This window comes from Ruegeria sp. AO1 (genome assembly GCF_056535985.1).
The window spans coordinates 893176-912931 of record NZ_JBQFJC010000002.1 but is presented as its reverse complement, the minus strand read 5'-3'; the positions used below and the strand labels follow the sequence as shown (position 1 = coordinate 912931).

The following is a 19756-nucleotide window of genomic DNA, read 5'->3' as shown; positions in this document are numbered from 1 at the left end:
AGATGATCCAGCTGGACAAGGCGCAGATTCAGGATCGGTTCGTTTTTTCAAAGGCCGTCGATGCGATCCGCGCGGCCTATGTTGCCGTCGCACAGGGACGGGTTCAGACCCCGCCAGTCACTTATCTGGGCTTCCCCGAGGCCGCCGGGGATTGCCACGTCAAATCCGGCCATATCGAGGGTGACGATACCTTCGTCATCAAGATCGCAACCGGGTTTTACGACAATCCCTCCATAGGCTTGCCCAGCTCGAACGGCATGAGCATTGTCTTTTCGGCTAAAACTGGCGCGCCGGTGGCCTTTTTGCAGGACGAAGGGTGGCTGACCGATATCCGCACCGGTATCGGCGGGGCATTGGCGACGCAGGCGCTTGCGGTTGAGGGGTTTGAGAATGTGCTGATCGTCGGCACCGGCTTGCAGGCCCGCCATCAGGCGAAGTGTCTGCAACAGTTGATCGCGGATCGCCGTCTGTCTTTCCAAATCTGGGGGCGGTCCCCGGATCAGGCCAAGGCGACAGCCGAAGACCTGATCTCAATGGGGATAAAGGCTGAACGCGCCGATGACCTGCCCTCGGCCTGCAAGACGGCGCAAGCCATCATCACAACAATACCTGCGCAGAGCTTTCTGATCGCAAGCGATTGGGTGCAACCGGGCACGCATATCTCGGCCGTCGGCGCCGACTGCCCCGGCAAACAGGAGCTTGAGGCCGATCTGATCGCCCGTGCCGATTTGCTGGTCTGCGATTCACCGGATCAATGCCTGGATCACGGAGAGTTCCAGACCCTTGCCAAGACCTGCCACCTGACCGAGGCCGATGTTGCCACACTCGGGAACATTCTGTCTGGCGCGCATCCCGGTCGGCAATCGGCCGATCAGATCACCATCGCGGATTTGACCGGGCTGGCGGCTCAGGATATTGCGATCTCAAGCGCGTTGCAGATAGAAACCGGACAACTGGCGTAGACAGCTTAGTCAAGGATCGCAACGGGCTGACCCAAGACTTCGGTATCGGGGGTCACCCCAAGCCCAACCCCTTCGGGCGGAGCAATACGGCCGTTTTCGCGCACTGGCCCATCCGGCGCAAGGCGGGGGCCGACATAGTGGCTGAGGTCACAGGTGTTCATGATCCCGCGCGCAGGGGTCGAGGCGGCCAGATGCAACAGAGCAGCCGTGGTGATGTCACTGCCCCAAGTATCCTCGATACACATCTGCGTGCCCTGGGTCAGACACAGATCGCGGATCTGACGCATCGCGGACAGGCCGCTCATCTTGGACAGTTTCAACGCAACGGCCTGCATACAACCCAACTGATGCGCCTGAATGACCGAGGCAATATCTAAGGCGTTCTCGTCAATCTTCATCGGCAGACCGGTTGAGCGCTGCACGTGGGCGCATTCTTCCAGCGTCGCGCAGGGTTGTTCCAGCATCACATCCAGATGGGCCGCCGCACGCCCAACGCGGATCGCTGTCAACGCATCGCTGCCGCAGTTCCAATCGCCATAGACCAGCGGGCCGAGGCCAACGGCCTCACGCACTTTGGCCAGGCGCTCGACATCCGTTTGCCAGTCTGCATCCGCACCCAGCTTTACCTGAAACTGGCGCATACCTTTGTCAAAAGCGTCGCGCGCCATCCGGGCCATCTCATCCGGGGCGACACACGTGATCGAGTGATAGAGCGGCATGTCCTTGACCTGACGCCCGCCCAACAGTTTGTACAAAGGCAGACCGGCAGCCTGCGCCGTCAGATCCCAAAGCGCAGTATCAATGGCCGATTTCGCATAGCCGTGGCCCGGAAGGTATGCGTTCAGCTTCTCCATCAAAGCCTCGGGTCCAACAGGATCGGCCCCAATCAGGACCGGCGCCAACTCGGTCACGGCCGGAACGACTCCCTTGGCATAGGCCGGCAGATAATGAGGGATCGGGCAGACCTCCCCCCAGCCCTGCAAGCCTGTATCCGTATCAAGCCGCAGAACCACTGATGTCGTGGTATCGCAGGTTTTCCCATCCGCCATGTAGTAGGTTTCATGGCTGGTCAGAGGGACTTCCCAAACGGCAATGCGGGTGATCTTCAACTTAGGCTTCCTTTTAGCGCAGAGCTTGTTGAGGGGGCAGGTGCGCGCGCCCTGCCCCCTTCGTATTTATGCCGGAACTGTGGCTGGAGCGTCCGTTCTGGGACACTCAGACTTCGGATCATAAGCCGCTTCGCCAAGGATACGCCCCTTGCGCGGGCTGCCGGCGATCACGACCTCGACCTCAGTGCCCGGGACATTCACATGTGGCTTGACGAAAGCAAAGGCGAGGATCTTGCCGACACTGTGACCGTAGGCAACCGAAGCCGTCGCGCCCACGACCTTACCGTCGATGCGGATCGCCTCCCCCCCATGACCATCTTCGATGCCGTCCGGATCGATTTCCAGATAGGCGCAGATCCAAGGCATTTGACCGGCTTGGGCCTGTGCGGCGCTGGCGCGGGTGGCCTCAACCCCCAGATACTCTTTGTCCAGCTTGAAGAATCGGCCCACATTCGCCTCGGGCAAAGTGACCTCATTGGTCAGCTCACCAGCGCCAGGGAAGGCTTTCTCCATCCGCAAGCTGTTCATCGCGAACGAGCCGTAGTTCTCGATCCCGAATGCCTCACCCGCGGCCCAAAGCGCGTTGTAGACGTCAACGCAAGCTTCATCCGGCATGTGGAATTCCCAGCCCAATTCACCCGCATACGACATGCGGAAGGCCCAGACCTTGTGCCCGGCGATGGTGATTTCCTGCGCCGACAGCCACCGGAAACCGGCATTGGACAGGTCGGCATCGGTGCATTTGGCCAGCACCTCGCGGGATTTTGGCCCGTTCAGGGACAAAGCCGACCAATCTTCGGAGAGCGTTTTGACGGAGACGGTCTCTCCCGCGAGGTTCTGGTTCAGGTGATCCACAAGGCGTTGCTCAAAGAACGCGGCGCAGACCAGATAGTAGCGATCTTCGGCCATGCGCACGATCGTGGTCTCAAGCTCGATCCGTCCCCTTCGGTTCAAAAAGTGCGTGAGCGTGATCGAGCCATCTTTTTGCGGCATCTTGTTCGCGGTCAGGCGATCCAGCAGCGCATAGGCGTCCGGCCCCGAGACCTCAACCTTGGTGAAGGCGGTCACGTCCATGATCCCCACGCGCTCACGCACGGCCTGACATTCCAGTGCAACCATGTCGAAGACCTCGTTGCGGCGGAACGAGTAGTGGTCGCGCTGTTCCACGCCATTTCTGGCGAACCAACGGGGGCGTTCGTGGCCGAAGACCTCCTCATAAACCGCGCCTTTTTCCTTGAGGATCTCATATAGCGGAGACGGCTTGATCGGACGTCCCTCAAGACGGTTGAAATGCGGAAAGGGGATCTCGTGGCGCAGCTTATAGTCTTCATGCGCCTTGACGACTTGCCAGTCTTTCTTGGCGTAGCTGCCAAAGCGGCGCGGGTCATAGTCGCGCATGTTGATATCGGCGGCCCCGTGAACCATCCATTTCGCCAGTTCGCGGGTCAAACCCGGACCCCAGCCAATGCCGATCTGCGTGCCGCAGCAGCACCAGTAATTCTTAACGCCCGGTGCAGGGCCAACTATAGGGTTGCCATCGGGCGGATGGCTGATCGCGCCATGCACCTCGCGGGTAATACCCAGTTCGGCAAAGATTGGCATCCGCTCCAGCGAGTTTTCCAGCCAGGGCATAACGCGGTCATAGTCGGCCTCAAAAAGCCAGTTCTCGTACTCCCATGGGCATTCATCATGCCAAACTGAGTTCGAGTTCTCTTTCTCGTAGATCCCGATCAGGCCCTTCTTCTGCTCCATCCGGATATAGCCCGACACCATCTTGTCATCACGGATCACTGGCAGTTCAGTGTCCAGATCCTGAAATTCCGGCACGTTCTCGGTGACAAAATAGTGGTGCGTCATCGAGGTCATGGGCAGCTGCAGATCGGACCATTCGCCCATCTGCCGCGCATAGGTGCCGCCTGCGTTGACCACATGTTCGCAGGTGATCGTGCCCTGTTCGGTCTCGACCACCCATTCACCTGCATCGTTCTGCGTGATGTTGGTCGCGCGGCAATGGCGGAAGATCTTCACGCCTTTCTGCCGCGCACCCGCCGCCATGGCCATGGTCACGTTCGAAGGGTCAACATGGCCATCATCCGGCGTGTACAGCGCGCCTAAGACACCATCGAGATTGTAGAACGGGTGCTTTTCGGCAATAAACTCGGGCCCCACCAGCTCAATATTGAAGCCCAGGGCGCGACCGACGGACAGTGTGTGGCGCAGCCAGTCCATCTCATCCTCGGTATAGGCCAGCCGGAACGAGCCGCAACCGTGCCACGTGACGGCCTGACCGGTCTCTTCTTCCAGCGTTTTCGAATAGAGGCCGATATTGTAGTCGACCATCTTGCCCAGCCCATAAGAGCTTGTGGAATGAGTGATCTGGCCCGCCGCGTGCCAGGTCGAGCCGCTCGTCAGCTCGGCCTTTTCCAGGAGGATGGTCTCCTCTCCCCATCCTTCATGGCCAAGGTGGTAGGCTAGGCCACAGCCCATGACCCCGCCGCCAACAATGACGACCTTTGCGCGTTCGGGCAGTTCTTTCTTGGACATCGCAGGATTCCTGTTCCAGAGTCGCAGATTTCTGTGGATTTGATAATCAAACAAATGTACCACGGTCAACACATAACGACACAAATGAACGCTACCCAAGGCAAGCCCCTCGGTTTCCAAGTTGAGGATCCATCATGACCAAGCCGCTCACCCACTCGCTCGAGGCCCGCTACTACACCGATCCCGCCGTCTTCGAAGATGAGATGAACGGGCTGCTGGCGCGGACATGGCAATTCGCAGGACATGCGGCCGATATCCCGAATGTGGGTGACTATTTTGCCTTTCAGATTGCTGGTCAGAACCTGTTTGCCATTCGCGGTAGGGATGAGGTGGTGCGCACCTTCTACAACGTGTGCCAGCACCGCGCGCATGAGATGGTGACCGGGACCGGCAACACCCGTGTTGTGGTCTGCCCCTATCACCAATGGACGTATGAACTGACGGGCGGGCTGCGCGCAGGGCCCAACATCAAATCGGTCCCCGGCTTTGAACGGGAAAAAATCTGCCTGACCGAAGTTCGGACCGAGATTTTTCTGGGTTTCATCTTCGTCAATCTCGACAAAGATGCCGCCCCGATGGACGACTGGTACCCCGGCGTGCGCGAAGAGATTGCCGAATTCGTGCCCCATATAGATGACCTCGCGCCGCTGGAATGGGTCGAGATTCCGGAAAATTGCAATTGGAAGGTCTCAGTCGAGAACTACTCGGAATGCTATCATTGCCCATCGAACCACCCGACCTTTGCCGAGGGTGTGGTGAAGCCGGAAACCTATGACATCCGGCCAGACGAGCAAGGCGGCTACGTCCTGCGCCACACGACCGAGTGTCAGGCACTGGACAAGATGACCTATCCGATCGACCTGTCGGTGCCCCATGCCGGCGACTATCAGTCGTGGTTCCTGTGGCCCATGTTTTCATTCCAGTGTTATCCTGGGAATGTGCTGAACACCTATCACTGGCGGGCCGAAACCGTGGACACATGCACCGTCTGGCGGGGCTGGTATACGGAAGGCGGCCATGAAAGCGATGTGATCCGCGGGCTGGCCGTACAGGATCGCGAGACCACCGTGGCCGAAGATATTCGCTTGGTCGAATCCGTGTATCGCGGCCTCAAGTCCAGGGGCTATGTGCCCGGCCCACTGGTTCTTGACCCCAAATGCGGCGTGATGAGCGAACACTCCATCGCCCGGCTGCAGCAATGGATGCGAGACGGCGTAGACACACCCGCCTGACCTGAAACGCTTTTGGATTCCGCACGGTAGAACCTGCCAATGCGCGGGCTGACCTGCGACTCATTGCTTTTGAATTTGGATATAAAGGCAAGTCCCATCTGGCAGGAGACCCGTCTGCCGGATTGGCTGACCAATAGTCAACGGGTCGCAAAATCACGAGGAAGACCTATGGATGACACCCTGTTCGAAACTGGGCTGAAGCACCGCAAATCGACCCTGGGCGCAGAGTATGTGGAAAAGAACCTTGCCGCGGCGGATGACTTTACCCGCCCGTTTCAGGAGGCCATGACCGCTTGGTGCTGGGGCTTTGGCTGGGGCGACGGCACGATTGACGCCAAAACGCGCTCGATGATGAACCTCGCGATGCTGGGTGCGTTGGGCAAGATGCATGAATGGGAAATCCACTGCAACGGCGCTCTGAACAACGGCGTTACCAAAGAGGAAATTCAGTCGATCATTCACGTGGTCGGAATCTATTGCGGTGTTCCTCAATCGCTTGAATGCTTCCGCGTCGCGCGCAAGGTGTTGGAGGAACGGGATCTACTATGACACCCGCTTTCGAACTGCGTTTGGAGATGTCGATTCCGGCGACAGGCACCAGCGCGATTCTGCTGAATCAGACGTCTTTGACGCACTCGTTCGCCGGGACGGTTCAACATGAGACCATGTTGAAAACAAACAGCAATTCCCGGCAGGCTCGCCAAATGGATTTTGCGCGCCTTCGCGCCCAATTTCGCAGCTCTGCCCCCGGTTTTTACAGCGCCGCAGCACAATTTGTTTCGCTGTTTCACCATCTTGGGTCTATTGTCTCAGGTATCGGTCAGACAAAAAGTCGGGCCATATAAAAAAATGATCATCACAACAGGGAGAACATAAACCAATGATCAAAAAGTATCTGCTCTCAACGGCCTGCGCCGGCCTTGCCGCGTTTTCGGCATCACAAGCAGCGGCTGCGGATGAAATCACCGTCGCCTATTTCCTCGAATGGCCGATGCCGTTCCAATACGCCAAGGCCAATGGCACCTATGAAGAAGAGATGGGCGTCAAGATCAACTGGGTGTCCTTCGACACCGGGACTGCGATGTCGGCTGCCATGGCATCCGGTGACGTTCAGATCGCTGTAAGCCAAGGCGTTCCGCCCTTCGTTGTGGCCACATCAGCTGGTCAGGACCTTCAGGCCGTAGACGTTGCTGTTAGCTATTCGGACAATGACAACTGCGTCGTCGCCGAAGCTCTGGAAATCGACAAGACCAACGCCGGAGAGTTGAACGGCAAGAAAGTCGGTGTTCCGATCGGCACAGCCGCGCACTACGGGTTCCTGTCTCAGATGGCCCATTTCGGTGTGGATACCAGCTCGCTCGAGATCGTCGACATGGCACCCGCCGATGGCGCGGCAGCCTTTGCTCAGGGTAACCTGGACATGGTCTGCGGCTGGGGTGGCGCGCTGCGTCGTATGCTCGACCACGGCAACATCCTGTTGACCGGCGCCGAAAAGGAAGAGCTTGGCATTCTGGTGTTCGACGTAACAAGTGCACCGACCTCGTTCATTCAGGAAGAGCCTGAACTGCTGTCCAAGTTCCTCAAAGTGACTGCTGACGCAAACGCGCAGTGGAACGCGGGTGACTCCAAGGATGAGATGCTGGCCGCGATCGCAAAGGATGCAGGTATGGACCTGGCCGATGCCGAGGCAACCATCGCGACCTTCACCTTCCCCTCCGCCGAAGAGCAGCTGTCTGACAAATGGCTGGGTGGTGGCGCGCATGAGTTCATGGGCGGCGTTGCCAATGTCTTTGTGGATGCGGGCAGCATCGACTCCGCGCTGGACTCCTATGAGGGCGCTGTAAATAGCGCGCCGCTGGCAGCCGCGTCCAACTAATAAAACATAAATATTCCGGGGGCCGGTCATCCGGCTGGCCTTCGGAAACAACAGCAGGAAGGAAACGGAATGCCTGAACTGGACATCATTGATTTGTCCATGCGCTTTGACTTGCCCAACGGCACCTCGGTACAGGCCCTTCAGGACGTCACGCTCAGCCTTAAAGAAGGTGAGTTAGTCTCGGTCCTCGGGCCCTCGGGATGCGGCAAGACAACGTTGCTGAACATCGTCGCGGGCTTCCTTGCGCCCACCTCGGGCCGGGTCGAGCTAAATGGCCACGTGGTCGAAGGGCCGGACGCGGAACGCGGCATGGTGTTTCAGAAAGGCGCCTTGTTCGAATGGATGAACGTGCGTGAAAACGTGGAATTCGGCCCACGCATGAAAGGCATGCCCAAGGAAGAGCGCGATAAGATCTCGGACCATCTTCTTGAGGTCGTCGGCCTTCAGGACTTTAAGGAAAAGGCCGTCTATGAACTGTCAGGCGGTATGCAGCAGCGCGTGGCCCTGGCACGGTGTCTGGCGAATGAGCCTGACGTGATCCTGATGGATGAACCTTTGGGCGCGCTGGACGCGCTGACCCGGGAAAAGATGCAGGGCCTGGTCCTGAAACTCTGGAAAGAGACGGGCAAGACCATCATCCTGATCACCCACTCGGTCGAAGAGGCCCTGCTGCTTGGTGAACGCCTGATCGTGATGGCCCCGCGTCCGGGGCGTATCCACAAGGAATACAATCTGCCTTTCGCGGAACGCGGCGTGAACGCCGACCTTCGCGATGTCAAAAAATCCGAAGGTTTCGCCGAAACCCGAGATGAAATCCTGTCCATGATCTGGGAAATGGAAGAAGAAATCATGGGCCGGACGGAGCAAGCATCATGATCGTACTTCTGTTTTATATCGGCCTGTTCGGCGGCGCATTTTTGATCGTTCACCTGCTGCGCAAGGGCCTGCAAAGCCGTCAGGACTTTACCAGCCTGAAAACCGTGACCTTTGGCGATGAAAGCGCTGTGCGCGCGGATCGCGCAGCCTCGATCATCTCGATTCTGGTTATCTTCGTAATCTGGGCGGCATTCACAGGATCGAAACTGATCCCGCTACATGTTCCGGGGCCGTTTGTGGGGGAAACCCAATTCACCTACACGGTCGAGAATGCAGACGGCACGACTGATGACGCCACCGTCTTCATCCGCGTCCCACCCTTCGGAGAAGACGCCGAAGATTTCGAGGTTGATCCCGGTACGGGCTTCGCCAAAGACGATGCATTTGCTGCCCCAACCGGGCGGTCCTCGACCATCTTGTTTGACAAGAACGACGACGCCAAACGCGCAGATGGCGCAAAGATCATTGCGATCAATGGCAATCCGATCGGTCCTGACGCAAAAGTCAATGTTGGCGACGGCACTGTATCGCTGACCGGGAAGGGCGCCATCAGCTTTACGCCAGCGCAGGGTTTGCAAATGAACCCGATCTGGCTACCTGCGCCGGAAACGGTCGTTGCGCGTTTCTTCGAGATCGCCAATGAAGGCTATCAGAACTTCTCGCTCTGGCAGCACTTGGGTTGGTCATTGCTGCGCGTCATCGCAGGTTTCATCGCCGGGGCTATCGTGGGCATTCCGCTAGGCTATGCGATGGGCTTGTCGGGCTGGTTCCGCGGTTGGTTCGACCCGATTGTCGAGTTCATGCGACCTGTCCCTCCGCTGGCGCTGATCCCGCTGGTCATCATCTGGTTCGGGATCTGGGAGACTGGCAAGATCGTTCTGCTGTTCCTTGCCGCCCTTTGGATCATGACCATTGCCGCCCGTGCGGGAGTTTCGGGTGTGAATATCTCCAAGATCCACGCGGCCTATTCGCTGGGTGCATCCAAATGGCAGATCATGCGTCATGTGATCGTCCCGAACTCTCTGCCCGAGATTTTCACGGGTGCGCGGGTTGCGATGGGCGTCTGCTGGGGCACGGTTGTTGCGGCTGAACTGGTCGCGGCGCAGAAAGGGGCTGGTATGATGATCATCGCAGCCTCGAAATTCCAGCTAACCGACATCGTGATCATGGGCATCGTGCTGATCGGCATCATTGGCTACGGCATCGATATCCTGATGCGCAAAGCCGAGAACGTGTTGGTTCCATGGAAGGGTCGTAGCTGACCTAGGATACCAAAAACACCGGCAGATTGACCCGCTCGTCGATCTGCCGGTTTTCTTTTCCAACTGTTCCTCTCGCCAACTACACAAGTTAGCGCGCAGATTGAAACCAACTGGCAACTGACGGTTGCAGCCCCTAGACTTGACCTAGAACCTGACTGTCCGCATCGCAGCGCCAGTCACTATAGGCCGCCGTGGAGCTTCAATGCGTGTCACCGTTGGGATCGCCGTGTCAATGCTCGTCGCTTTGTCCATCGGCGTGTCGACCTTCATTGTGCATTCCCTGTGGTGGACCACGGCGCGGGACAACAGTCAGATGTTGGCCGCCGAGATCAACAGCCAGATCTCGAACACGGTCCGGATTGAGGTTGGCCTGACCCTCAGATCCGCCGAGGCTGCTTGGGCCGCTGTCCGAACGATCTTCATTCAAAACGTGATCGAGACACGTCAGGCCGACAAGCGGGAATTTGTGTTCCTGTCTCAGCTGCAATCTCAGCCAAATATCTCGTGGATCACCTTCGGCTGGCCCGACGGTAATTTCTTTGCCGCCCACCGACTGGGGGATAGCGGGCTTGAGATGATCGAGATCGACGAGAACATTCACGACAGGAAGCTGCGTAGAGACCGCTATATCTTTATCCCCGGCGACATTCAGTTCGAAGAACGCAGCTTTGCCGAGACAGACTACGACCCGCGCGATCATCCTTGGTATGACAACTTCATCGACCGCGACACGCCAGATTGGATCGAAGTGCGCGATCTGCCAAACAGCGACAAGACGGTGTTTGCATATTCCGGCCCAATCGACGTGCGCCGCCAGCGGCAAGGCGTGCTGTCGGTTGCCATTGATACCGACCGCCTGTCCCGCTTTCTGGGATCCCTGCGCCCCGGCGAGTTCGGCGCGGCCTTTATACTCAGCGCCGATGGTAAAGTCATCGCCGTACCCGACCCTAATGCCGATGAAATCACCCCCGCCCGCATGGGCGAGGGAGAGCTGTACGAAGTGGCGAAACTCTCGGGCCAGAAACTGCTGGCCGAGGCAGACGAGGTCGTTGCGGGCACCCTGACGAAACGGGTCGTTTACGACGACGTGGCCTATGCGGTCGCTTTGACGCCGCTGGGATTCTACGGCTGGCGGGTGGCGACGGTCATCCCGGAATCGGCCTTTCTGTCCGGGATCGACCGGACGCTGGTCAATTTGGTCTATATCCTGCTGGGCGTGGTGGCCTTGGCGACCATGGCTGCAATCTGGCTGGTGCGCCGGGTCGTTGCCAACCCGCTGTCGCGCGTCGCTGAAGACCTCAGCCGGATTGAGAGCTTTGATGTCGAGCAGGTTTCACGTCGTCCTTCACGTTTGGTGGAACTTGAAAATCTATCGGCAGCAACAGCAAGCATGGCGGCCGGGCTGTCGGCCTTTCGAAAATACGTGCCGACCGATCTGGTGAAAATGCTGGTCGCCGCAGGTGTGAAATCGCAACCCGGCGGCGAGACCAAACAGATCTCGGTCCTGTTCTGCGATGTGTCTGGCTTCACCGGTCTGGCCGAGAAACACGGCCCAAAGGTCGTAGAACTGATGGAGCCGTTCTTCAATGCGGCCTCTTCAACGATCGAACGCTATGACGGGACACTCGACAAGTTCATCGGCGACGCTGTGATGGCTTTCTGGGGTGCACCGAGGCAAAACCCGAACCACGCAGAGCACGCCTGCCGCGCCGCGTTGGAACTGGTTGATGACATTGAAAACTCAGCCTTGCAAAGCCAGTCGGACGAGGCTCTACATGTTCGCATTGGGCTGAATAGCGGAGAAGCGCTGGTCGGCAATATCGGGTCCGAGCATCGCCTGAACTACACCGCCATTGGCGACGTGGTAAACGTCGCCAGCCGGTTGGAAGGCGTCAACAAAACCTACGGCACCGCAATCCTGATCGGCCCCGAGACCCGGCGCGAAGCGGGCAACGCGATCATTGCCCGTGAATTGGACACGATGGAGATCGCGGGCCGCACCGAGGAATTGGTCGTGTTTGAACTGATCGCAATGACCGGCGACACGCCTGAACCGCCTGCCTGGATCGCGGCCTACGAATCTGGCCTAGCGCATTTCCGGGCCGGGCGTTTTGTCCAGGCCATCGATGCGTTCAAATCTGCCGACACGCTACGCGGTGGCGACCCGGCATCAGTGGTGATGATCAAACGGGCGCAGGCCGCGCTTTGACAGATCACATCATGAGGCCTGTCGTTTAAGGCCCTGAATGACGACCCCGCAGGATTGAATAAGCTTATCCAACTCTGCGCTATAATTCTCGGCCCCGCTGCGCAAAAGCCCCTCGACCGATTGTGCCTTGGCGGCCAATTCCGTCTCTCCAAAACTGGAGACGCTACCATAAACACGGTGAACGAGAAACTCGATCCGGTCCCTGTCACCCTGCCCCTGCGCTTTCTTGAGCTCGACATAACAATCTTCGAGCGACTCACGGAATGTCTGGAAAACCTGCTCCAACTCTTCATTGCTCAGGAACTTCCTCAGGCGCTCTTTGGTGTCATCGGTGTTTGGAATGTACGATATCTCAGGCGACGGCTGCCCGAGTGTGGCCCGCATGGCGCCATACAGCACCCGCTCATCCAGAGGTTTGGACACAACCGCATCAAAGCCAGCGTTCATATACTCATCCAAATCTTCGGGCATCACGTTGGCCGTCACGGCGATGGTCGTGATCGGTTTGTCCAATCCCGTTTCCTTGGCAATCTGCTTCAGGTCGCGGGCCAATTGAACGCCGGTCGTGTCGGGCAGTCGGATATCGGTCAGAATGCAATCAGTGTCATCTGGACGGAAGCGGGCAATCGCCTCTTTGCCGTTGGCCGCTGCGGTGACCGTGTGACCATCCCTCTCCAACAGGCTTTTCAGGATCTCCATGCTGGTCGGGTCGTCCTCGATAATCAGTACATTTTGCTTCGTGCCGACCGTGGCTGAAAAACCCGCCATCTCGGATTGCGGGCTTGGGGCCGGGGCCGCGTGGAAAGGCACTTCGACCCGGAACACCGTCCCCTCGCCCAGATTGCTTTTGACCGACACCTGCCCGTTCAGCGTTGAGACCAACCCACGCACAATCGAAAGCCCCAGCCCGGTTCCGCCTGTTTTGCGCGAGTCGATGTTCGAGGCCTGCGTGAAGGGTTCAAAGATATCCTTGACTTGGTCCTCGGGCACACCGATCCCGGTATCGCTGACCGTAAAGGCCACCGACTGCTTTGATTGCTCAAAAGACAACGTGACCGAGCCTTCATTGGTGAACTTCACCGCGTTGCCTAGAAGGTTCAGCAGGATGTGCCGCAGGTGGCCGCTATTGCCGCTGAGATAAACGCCATCGTCAAACTGCGGGATGATCAACTGTACGTTCTTCGACCGAGCCAGCGGGCGCAAGACGGCCTCGAGGTCTTGCAGAACTTCGGACAGGTTGAAGGTGCGGAATTCGCGATCTTCGGGCTTTTCTTCAAGACGCGCGATGTTGAGGACATCGTCGATGAGATTGCGCATCGCAAGGCTGGAGCGTTCAATCTCATCCAGTCTCTGGTCTAGGGACTCGGGGTCCTGCGGGGTCAATTTGATCAGGCGGATATTGCCCACGATGCCATTCAGCGGCGTGCGCAGCTCATGGCTTGCAGTTGCCAGAAACTGGGATTTCGCCTCATTCGCCTTTTCCGCATCGTTGCGCGCTTTTTCCAGATAGACGCTCTGCACGAAATTGGCCCGCAGCGTGCGTTCGGAAAAGAACTTCGCATAGAGACCAATCAGAACAGTAGAAGCCAGAACGAAGGAGGGGCCGATCCAGGTGTCCATCCCGCTGCTCAGGCTCGTTTTGTCGAACACCAGATAGTATGAGACAGGCACGAACAGCAAAAGTTGCAACGCTGCCGAGTGGGAAAAGACAAAGGGCAGGAAAACGGTGCCCGCAAGGCTGATCAGCGCAAAGCGATACAGGAAGTCCTTGGATTCATGATCCCCGGAAAAGGCGAAGGCGGCCCAGATGGCCAGATACATCATCGACCAGCCGGTGGAGATGATCACGGGCAATGTGCGCGCCGGAAGTTTGTGCGAAAAAAAGAAAAGCCCAAAAATAAACGAGATGATGAACAGCCGCGCGCCCCAAACGGCCAGATCCTGACCAGAGAAGCTGCGGGAATGCAGGACAAAAACCTCAAGAAAAGCAAAGACGACGTAGAAAGACGCGCCAAACAGCAGCGCTGTGCGGAATTGCCCGCGCGTGGATTCGAAGTACCAATCGCGGTATTGGGCCTCGAACTCTTTGTCCAGAAAGTTCTGGGTGACCGCGTTGATCGGCTCATCATATATGAAGGCGCGGGGTTTCACTGTCGTGTCACCCCCAGTCGATAGCCGACCCCGTGGACCGTCACGATGATCTTGGGACCATCGCCGCCATCCGACAGCTTCCTGCGGATCTTGGCAACCAGAGCATCAATCGTGCGCTCTCCGGCGTCATGGTCCGGCGAGAGGGCAACTGCATCCAGCAGCACCGACCGGGACAGCACCCGACCGTTCGCGTTAACGATGGCCATCAGCACGTCGAACTCGGCCCGTGTGACGGGTATGACCTCGTGCTGAGCATTCCAGACCTGTCGACTGTCCAGATCAATCTCGATCTCTCCCAGCCGGACTTTGCTATCCTGCCGGGGCATCTGAGCCTGGGGGTTTGTGCGCCTGAGGACTGCGTTAATCCGGGACAAAAGCTCATCCGGGTCAAACGGCTTGGTCAGATAGTCGTCCCCCCCAATGTCCAACCCGCTGATTTTGTCGCTCGCGCTATTGCGGGACGACACGAAGACAATCGGAGGATGCGCCGATTTCGCCCGCATGGAACGCGCCAGTACCAGACCGTCCTCATCCGGCAATCCGAGGTCCAGCAAAGCGATATCCACCGATTGGGACGCAAGCGTCGCGCGTGCATCCGCAACATTGGACGCTTGAAGAACATTGTAGTGCGGCCGAAGAAGCGCGGACGTCAGAGCAAGCAATGACGGGTCGTCCTCTACCAACAATACGTTCAACTTCTTCAATTCTGCGGTCCTACCTGTCTGTTGCTAAACACAGCTTGGCACGTGTAAGTGTTTTCGTCCAAACCATCCCCACACTCTTTTTGGAGTATGTTCAGCCACGGACACAAGCCTAGCGTGCGTAACAACTGGGCCCGTTAACATCTGGTTAACATCTGCATCGCGGTTTGGTGACAATTTGATTTTAATCTATGTTTCAACGTCCCAATTTGTTGGTGCAGTTATGTTGAATACATCTTTTGAAATTATTGAACCCGTCGACGATCCCGAACTGTCTGAACTTCCAGCGCCATGCAGCAAGCATAGCACTCTGGCAGTCGTTGATATGGAGAGCAACGAACCGGCGGTCGTAAAGACCTTCCCGGTTCGCCCGACGATCATCCACCCTCAGCCGAGCGCATTGATCGACCAAACGTTCGAGGACAATATCGCCGAATACGAGGCTGATGGTGAAAACAAAAGCCTGTTGGTCACAATCATGATGACCGATGTGGTAAACTCGACCGAGATCGTCGCGCGTCTAGGCGATGCCGAGTGGCGCGATATCATGGACACTCTGGATACGGCAGCGCTTGAGACTGTCGCAGAACACGAAGGCACACTTGTGAAACTGATGGGTGACGGCATGCTGGCGATCTTTCCTCGCCCCAGTGCCGCCATCGCTTGCGCCAAGGCCTTTCGGGCCACGGCAGACGCGCTCGGCCTAAAGCTTCGGGCCGGTATTCATTGTGGAGAGTGTCTGCGCACCACCAACGATGTGACCGGCATCGCGATCGCAATCGCGGCCCGTGTTCTCAGCCTGACACCGGGAGGGCAGACATGGGTTTCCAGCACCGTGCGCGATCTGGTTTTGGGTCTGGGACTGGAGTTTCAGGAAATTGGCCCCAAACAGCTGAAAGGCCTGCGTGACGATTGGGTTCTGTATCAACTGGAGGATGACGCCGAGACGTAGTCGTGCCTCCATAGAGTTTCTTGCCTCCCACCGGCTTGAGGGGGAACCGGGTCTCCGACCAGATCGGAACTGCGGTTCGCAGGTTAGGCACGAGGTAAAGAAAGTGATGCGCGGGTGAACGGTTTGTTAGGGTATTAGAGTGGTTTTTTATTGGTCCCGTTCACCCAGCGCAGCACAGTCCACAAAGGCCATGATCTTGCTTGCAGCGCCGATTTGAGCGGCGTGAACACGATCATCATGACAATGCCCAGCGAGAACAGACACCAGATCGCAGGCATTTCCGTAGGGCTATCGGTTGAGGCCAAGGCCAGCGTGGGCCCGATAAGCAGTTGAAACCCCGCGACTTTCCATGCGCCCAGAGCGGCGGGCAGCAGAAACATCACCGTAAAATAGACCGGGAAGTTCAGATCATATTGCTGCCCAAGAATCCTTGCAGGCAGGCTTTCACCCAGATCATTCAGTGGCAAATGCCACCCTATGTGCCAGCTTTCCGCCTTCACACACAGATGATCGCTGCACAAAAGACGACCCGGTCGGCACGGGCCTGCCCACTCGAACGGATAAATTTGCAGCAACAGATACGCTCCAGTAACTGCGCCAAGACCTAAGACCACGGGAGCTATCATACCGCGCACATCCTTTGGGATGAAATACAACGCGAGAATGCCGGTAAACAGCGGCTGAAAGGCGATATGTATATAGGCCAGCAACGCGGCGACCTGATTTTGGGGCAATGCGCATTGCCCTTCGACGGAATAGGAATAGCCCTGCAGCACCTCAATCGCGGTGAAATACACCAGCGGAGACCAGAGCAACGGGCTCTCGCCTTGTCGTATGGCCTTGACGGCAGCGATCACCCCGACGGCAGCGATGGTATAGGACGCTGGCCCGCTCCAACACATTGTTATATCAATCCTTCAAACCACTCGTCTTGGGATCAGTATGCATTCGGTCAGCCCTCAAGAAAGCCTTTTTTCGGTCGACGACATTCTTGAGGATTTCGCGCGGTTCGACTTTCCCCTGAAAGACATCTGGCTTAGCGCAGCCCGGTTTCATTTCCTCAATCTCGACCCCGAGATCTGCGCCCTGCCCCCCGGCGCGCGGGCGTTAGAGATCGGCTGCGGGGCAGGTATCCTGCTGACCATGCTGCGCCAACGGAACCCAAACATCGCACTGGACGCCATCGAGCCTTTCGCCGAAGGCTTCGCACCGATGGAGCATGTTCTGGATCACGCCGCCAAGCTGGGCGGGGACATCCACCGCAGCACCTATGAGGCCTACACTCCGTCACAACCCTATCACCTGATCTACATGGTCAACGTGCTGGAGCATTTGCCGGATTGGCGGCATTTCCTGGATACGCTGCCGCGTTTTCTGGCCCCACAGGGCCGCTGCCTGATCCTGTGCCCCAATTACGGCTTCCCGTATGAGCCGCATTTCAACATCCCCGCGCTTCGCTCAAAGACCCTGACACGGCGATTGTTTCGAAAGCGGATCACATGGGTTGAGGACACCTACGAAGTTCATGGGTTGTGGAACAGCCTCAACTTCGTTCGTCTTGCCCAGATCAAACGCCACCTAAAAGGGTCAAGCCTGCGCCTGCGCGTGCGGTCTGAGATCACCGACCGCATGATCGACAGATTCAACGATGATCCGGTATTTCAGGAACATATCGGCGTGTTCAACGCGATCGGGCGCGGGGCCAAAAATCTGGGCCTCACGCAGGTTGTTCGCCTTTGGCCATTCGAGAACATTCAGCCATACATGTTTCTGGAGCTGTCCCAAACCGACGGCTGAACCGTGAACCGCAACGCATTTGGCGGAAATCCAAAGCCGTGCTAACGGTTAGGGACGCCAACCAGTTTCATAGTCTCAATCATTTTCAGTGACGGTAATGAGTTCGATCAAGGTTCCGAGGGAATTCACAAAACCAGACGATAGGATGGCCTGCAAAGCGCTGGCCATCAGCGCAGGCGTTGTCGCTGCGGGGCTTGCTATCCCTGCCCTTTTTCCCGGAGCATGGCTTTCCCTGACCTTAGGTTCGTTTCTGTTTGGGGCTGGCATCCTGCGGCTCTATTCCATTCAGCATGACTGTGGGCACTACAGCTTTTTCACCAACCGCACGTGGAATGATCTCCTTGGGAACTTCCTTTGCCTCTTTTCCGGGATCGCCCATAGCGTTCTGAGGTATAACCACAACCTGCATCACCAGCATCTGGGCAATCTGGATCACCGGGATGCCCACGAGGTCTATGTCATGACCCGGCGCGAATATGAGGCCGCGCCCCTGTTCAAGAAACTGTTCTACCGCGCCTACAGGCACCCTATAACCTTGTTCCTGATCGGCCCGGTTCTGATTTACTTTGTCCAATACCGCTGGCCCCGAAACACACTGAAAGTCAGCGTCCGGGATGTTCTATTGCAGAATATCGCCATGTTTGTCTTCTGGGGCCTGATCATCACATTTCTGGGTTGGTGGAGTTTTTACGCCCTGATCCTTGGTAGCCTTCTTGCAGGCAGTTTCGGAATATTTGTCGTCTATGTCGGGCACAACTTCGAAGAAACCTATTGGCGACAGTCGGGCGACAAAACCGCCCATGCAGCGGCTCTGCACGGTGCGAGTTCGCTCCGACTAGGACCGGTTGTGGATTTTGCTCTGCTGAATTTCGGTTTCCATGACCTGCATCACCTGAACGCCAAAATCCCCTGCTATCACCTCAAGACCTGCAACGCCTCAATTGCGCAGGACTGGAACAGCGCGGCGATCGACGTCCGAGGCGCGCTCAGTTGCCTGAAATGGAGGCTGTGGGACGAGGATACCAATCGGATGATCCCCTTCCCACATAGTCTGCGCCATGATCTCAGTCTGGACTGGCGCGGCCCGGCACCTTCGGCGGAGCTTTAGACCTGGCGCTACTGTGACGGCAGGCCGGTGTCGGGCATGGTGAAATCGTCCGGCAGGATCACGATATCCTTGGGGTCGACTGTCAGCCTCATCGACGTGGGCGAGGTCACCTCGACCAGATTATGGAAATGGGCGTCATAGTCTTCGGGCAGAAGCATGCGATCGTCCCGGTCCCTCGGGTCAGCGCGCAGCCAGGTGTCGAACCCGCTCAAATCATCGAATTCATCCGCGAAATAGTCATGCAGGCGCCGGAAGAGCTTGGGCCAGATTGCCAGATTCTGATAATTCGCTGGGATTACTTCGAAGTCTTGCCCGGGGGCAGACGCATCATCGGGATACAAGCCATTTCCAGTCGCGCGGGCCTGATCCGCAATCCCTCCAAGATGCTGCGCAAGTGAGATCGGCAGCGTCAGGTAGAACAGCGGATAGGACTGACCAGCCTCCAGGCTGCGCGCGTTGAAGCTCTGATCCACGCGCTCTGGCATTAGTTTGAACACCTCACCGTCCGGTTCGGGCGCATCGCCCGAGTAGACAAAGGCCACAATCCGGCCGTGGCCGTCCAAACCATTGGTCAGGATGTAACCGCGAACCGGGTTGTTTTCGACCTGCTTTACCTTGTTGGGCTTGTCCTCCCAGAACACCACGTCTCCGAACCCGGCCCAATCCAACAGAAAATCGCGCGACGCCTCCGCAAGGGGTTTGTTCTGATGCGCGCTGCGGAAATGGGTTTCGAGCGCATCCAGCCCTTCAAACCGCAGATTGATCATCCCGCGCCCATTGAAGCCGGGCCGGGGCTGACCCGAACGCCAAAGGTCCTGAACAAGCGACGGGTCATCTGGTTTGAATTTCAGAGTATCACCGTCAGGTTCCGGGCCCTGCTTTGGAATGTCGGGATAGAAAATATGAAACTCGCCCTTAATCAGCTTATAGGCCATTGCGCCCTCCGTAATTCATCAATCAACAATGATCGGATGGTG

At 57.5% G+C, this 19756-nt stretch carries 17 protein-coding genes; 11 read left to right on the top strand and 6 right to left on the bottom strand.

Features of this window, described 5'->3' with window-relative positions; all coding sequences use genetic code 11:
• Nucleotides 1-2 precede the first annotated feature (2 nt).
• On the top strand, nucleotides 3-962 hold the full coding sequence (locus ACR3FB_RS22195) for a Rossmann-fold NAD(P)-binding domain-containing protein (protein ID WP_480565501.1): 960 nt from the start codon (nucleotides 3-5) through the stop codon (nucleotides 960-962).
• A gap of 5 nt (nucleotides 963-967) precedes the next feature.
• Here the strand turns inward: ACR3FB_RS22195 and ACR3FB_RS22190 are convergent, their stop codons facing one another.
• Both ACR3FB_RS22190 and ACR3FB_RS22185 read right to left on the bottom strand, forming a co-directional pair.
• A complete protein-coding gene (locus ACR3FB_RS22190) occupies nucleotides 968-2071 on the bottom strand; it encodes a mandelate racemase/muconate lactonizing enzyme family protein (protein WP_480565499.1) in 1104 nt (367 codons plus the stop codon).
• 66 nt (nucleotides 2072-2137) lie between these two features.
• Nucleotides 2138-4615 (bottom strand): FAD-dependent oxidoreductase, encoded by a 2478-nt coding sequence (locus ACR3FB_RS22185; protein ID WP_480565497.1) that lies wholly within the window; start codon nucleotides 4613-4615, stop codon nucleotides 2138-2140.
• Nucleotides 4616-4749: 134 nt separating this feature from the next.
• Between ACR3FB_RS22185 and ACR3FB_RS22180 the strand changes: the two genes are divergently transcribed.
• From ACR3FB_RS22180 to ACR3FB_RS22150, 7 genes are all read left to right on the top strand, one after another.
• Complete coding sequence (locus ACR3FB_RS22180) at nucleotides 4750-5847, top strand: aromatic ring-hydroxylating oxygenase subunit alpha (RefSeq protein WP_480565495.1); 1098 nt, start codon at nucleotides 4750-4752, stop codon at nucleotides 5845-5847.
• Nucleotides 5848-6015: 168 nt separating this feature from the next.
• On the top strand, nucleotides 6016-6396 hold the full coding sequence (locus tag ACR3FB_RS22175; protein WP_480565493.1) for a carboxymuconolactone decarboxylase family protein: 381 nt from the start codon (nucleotides 6016-6018) through the stop codon (nucleotides 6394-6396).
• Nucleotides 6393-6692 carry a hypothetical protein gene (locus ACR3FB_RS22170; protein ID WP_480565491.1) on the top strand — a complete coding sequence of 100 codons (300 nt, stop codon included), beginning with the start codon at nucleotides 6393-6395 and terminating at the stop codon, nucleotides 6690-6692. The genes ACR3FB_RS22175 and ACR3FB_RS22170 overlap by 4 nt, the downstream gene beginning before the upstream one ends.
• A 35-nt stretch (nucleotides 6693-6727) precedes the next feature.
• Nucleotides 6728-7723 (top strand): taurine ABC transporter substrate-binding protein, encoded by a 996-nt coding sequence (locus ACR3FB_RS22165; protein WP_170641131.1) that lies wholly within the window; start codon nucleotides 6728-6730, stop codon nucleotides 7721-7723.
• Nucleotides 7724-7792: 69 nt separating this feature from the next.
• A complete protein-coding gene (locus ACR3FB_RS22160) occupies nucleotides 7793-8599 on the top strand; it encodes a taurine ABC transporter ATP-binding protein (protein ID WP_170376956.1) in 807 nt (268 codons plus the stop codon).
• Nucleotides 8596-9861, top strand: coding sequence for an ABC transporter permease (locus ACR3FB_RS22155; RefSeq protein ID WP_170376954.1), 1266 nt, complete (start codon nucleotides 8596-8598; stop codon nucleotides 9859-9861). Before ACR3FB_RS22160 ends, ACR3FB_RS22155 begins: the two co-directional genes overlap by 4 nt.
• 202 nt (nucleotides 9862-10063) lie before the next feature.
• A complete protein-coding gene (locus tag ACR3FB_RS22150) occupies nucleotides 10064-12070 on the top strand; it encodes an adenylate/guanylate cyclase domain-containing protein (protein ID WP_480565489.1) in 2007 nt (668 codons plus the stop codon).
• A gap of 9 nt (nucleotides 12071-12079) precedes the next feature.
• Here the strand turns inward: ACR3FB_RS22150 and ACR3FB_RS22145 are convergent, their stop codons facing one another.
• Both ACR3FB_RS22145 and ACR3FB_RS22140 read right to left on the bottom strand, forming a co-directional pair.
• On the bottom strand, nucleotides 12080-14221 hold the full coding sequence (locus tag ACR3FB_RS22145) for an ATP-binding protein (RefSeq protein ID WP_480565487.1): 2142 nt from the start codon (nucleotides 14219-14221) through the stop codon (nucleotides 12080-12082).
• Nucleotides 14218-14925 carry a response regulator transcription factor gene (locus tag ACR3FB_RS22140; RefSeq protein WP_480565485.1) on the bottom strand — a complete coding sequence of 236 codons (708 nt, stop codon included), beginning with the start codon at nucleotides 14923-14925 and terminating at the stop codon, nucleotides 14218-14220. The genes ACR3FB_RS22145 and ACR3FB_RS22140 overlap by 4 nt, the downstream gene beginning before the upstream one ends.
• 322 nt (nucleotides 14926-15247) lie before the next feature.
• On the opposite strand from ACR3FB_RS22140, the gene ACR3FB_RS22135 reads away from it, so the two are divergent.
• On the top strand, nucleotides 15248-15874 hold the full coding sequence (locus ACR3FB_RS22135) for an adenylate/guanylate cyclase domain-containing protein (protein WP_170376947.1): 627 nt from the start codon (nucleotides 15248-15250) through the stop codon (nucleotides 15872-15874).
• Nucleotides 15875-16008: 134 nt separating this feature from the next.
• Here ACR3FB_RS22135 and ACR3FB_RS22130 read toward each other — a convergent pair whose 3' ends face one another.
• Complete coding sequence (locus ACR3FB_RS22130; protein ID WP_480565481.1) at nucleotides 16009-16776, bottom strand: DUF5765 domain-containing protein; 768 nt, start codon at nucleotides 16774-16776, stop codon at nucleotides 16009-16011.
• A 40-nt stretch (nucleotides 16777-16816) separates the two neighbouring features.
• Here ACR3FB_RS22130 and ACR3FB_RS22125 point away from each other — a divergent pair, with 40 nt between their 5' ends.
• Both ACR3FB_RS22125 and ACR3FB_RS22120 read left to right on the top strand, forming a co-directional pair.
• Nucleotides 16817-17671 carry a class I SAM-dependent methyltransferase gene (locus tag ACR3FB_RS22125; RefSeq protein WP_480565479.1) on the top strand — a complete coding sequence of 285 codons (855 nt, stop codon included), beginning with the start codon at nucleotides 16817-16819 and terminating at the stop codon, nucleotides 17669-17671.
• Between the two features lie 145 nt (nucleotides 17672-17816).
• Nucleotides 17817-18779: a fatty acid desaturase gene (locus ACR3FB_RS22120; RefSeq protein WP_170640310.1), complete on the top strand. Its 963-nt coding sequence runs from the start codon at nucleotides 17817-17819 to the stop codon at nucleotides 18777-18779.
• A gap of 8 nt (nucleotides 18780-18787) precedes the next feature.
• Here the strand turns inward: ACR3FB_RS22120 and ACR3FB_RS22115 are convergent, their stop codons facing one another.
• Nucleotides 18788-19714, bottom strand: coding sequence for a hypothetical protein (locus ACR3FB_RS22115; protein ID WP_480565477.1), 927 nt, complete (start codon nucleotides 19712-19714; stop codon nucleotides 18788-18790).
• Nucleotides 19715-19756 lie beyond the last annotated feature (42 nt).

Excerpts from the sequence above, each read along its gene's own strand:
- ACR3FB_RS22175 (WP_480565493.1), top strand. The coding sequence starts at position 6,016 with ATGGATGACACCCTGTTCGAAACTGGGCTGAAGCACCGCAAATCGACC.
- ACR3FB_RS22115 (WP_480565477.1), bottom strand. The coding sequence starts at position 19,714 with ATGGCCTATAAGCTGATTAAGGGCGAGTTTCATATTTTCTATCCCGAC.
- ACR3FB_RS22165 (WP_170641131.1), top strand. The coding sequence starts at position 6,728 with ATGATCAAAAAGTATCTGCTCTCAACGGCCTGCGCCGGCCTTGCCGCG.
- ACR3FB_RS22155 (WP_170376954.1), top strand. The coding sequence starts at position 8,596 with ATGATCGTACTTCTGTTTTATATCGGCCTGTTCGGCGGCGCATTTTTG.
- ACR3FB_RS22150 (WP_480565489.1), top strand. The coding sequence starts at position 10,064 with ATGCGTGTCACCGTTGGGATCGCCGTGTCAATGCTCGTCGCTTTGTCC.
- ACR3FB_RS22160 (WP_170376956.1), top strand. The coding sequence starts at position 7,793 with ATGCCTGAACTGGACATCATTGATTTGTCCATGCGCTTTGACTTGCCC.
- ACR3FB_RS22170 (WP_480565491.1), top strand. The coding sequence starts at position 6,393 with ATGACACCCGCTTTCGAACTGCGTTTGGAGATGTCGATTCCGGCGACA.
- ACR3FB_RS22125 (WP_480565479.1), top strand. The coding sequence starts at position 16,817 with ATGCATTCGGTCAGCCCTCAAGAAAGCCTTTTTTCGGTCGACGACATT.
- ACR3FB_RS22195 (WP_480565501.1), top strand. The coding sequence starts at position 3 with ATGATCCAGCTGGACAAGGCGCAGATTCAGGATCGGTTCGTTTTTTCA.
- ACR3FB_RS22130 (WP_480565481.1), bottom strand. The coding sequence starts at position 16,776 with ATGTGTTGGAGCGGGCCAGCGTCCTATACCATCGCTGCCGTCGGGGTG.
- ACR3FB_RS22185 (WP_480565497.1), bottom strand. The coding sequence starts at position 4,615 with ATGTCCAAGAAAGAACTGCCCGAACGCGCAAAGGTCGTCATTGTTGGC.
- ACR3FB_RS22180 (WP_480565495.1), top strand. The coding sequence starts at position 4,750 with ATGACCAAGCCGCTCACCCACTCGCTCGAGGCCCGCTACTACACCGAT.
- ACR3FB_RS22120 (WP_170640310.1), top strand. The coding sequence starts at position 17,817 with ATGGCCTGCAAAGCGCTGGCCATCAGCGCAGGCGTTGTCGCTGCGGGG.
- ACR3FB_RS22135 (WP_170376947.1), top strand. The coding sequence starts at position 15,248 with ATGGAGAGCAACGAACCGGCGGTCGTAAAGACCTTCCCGGTTCGCCCG.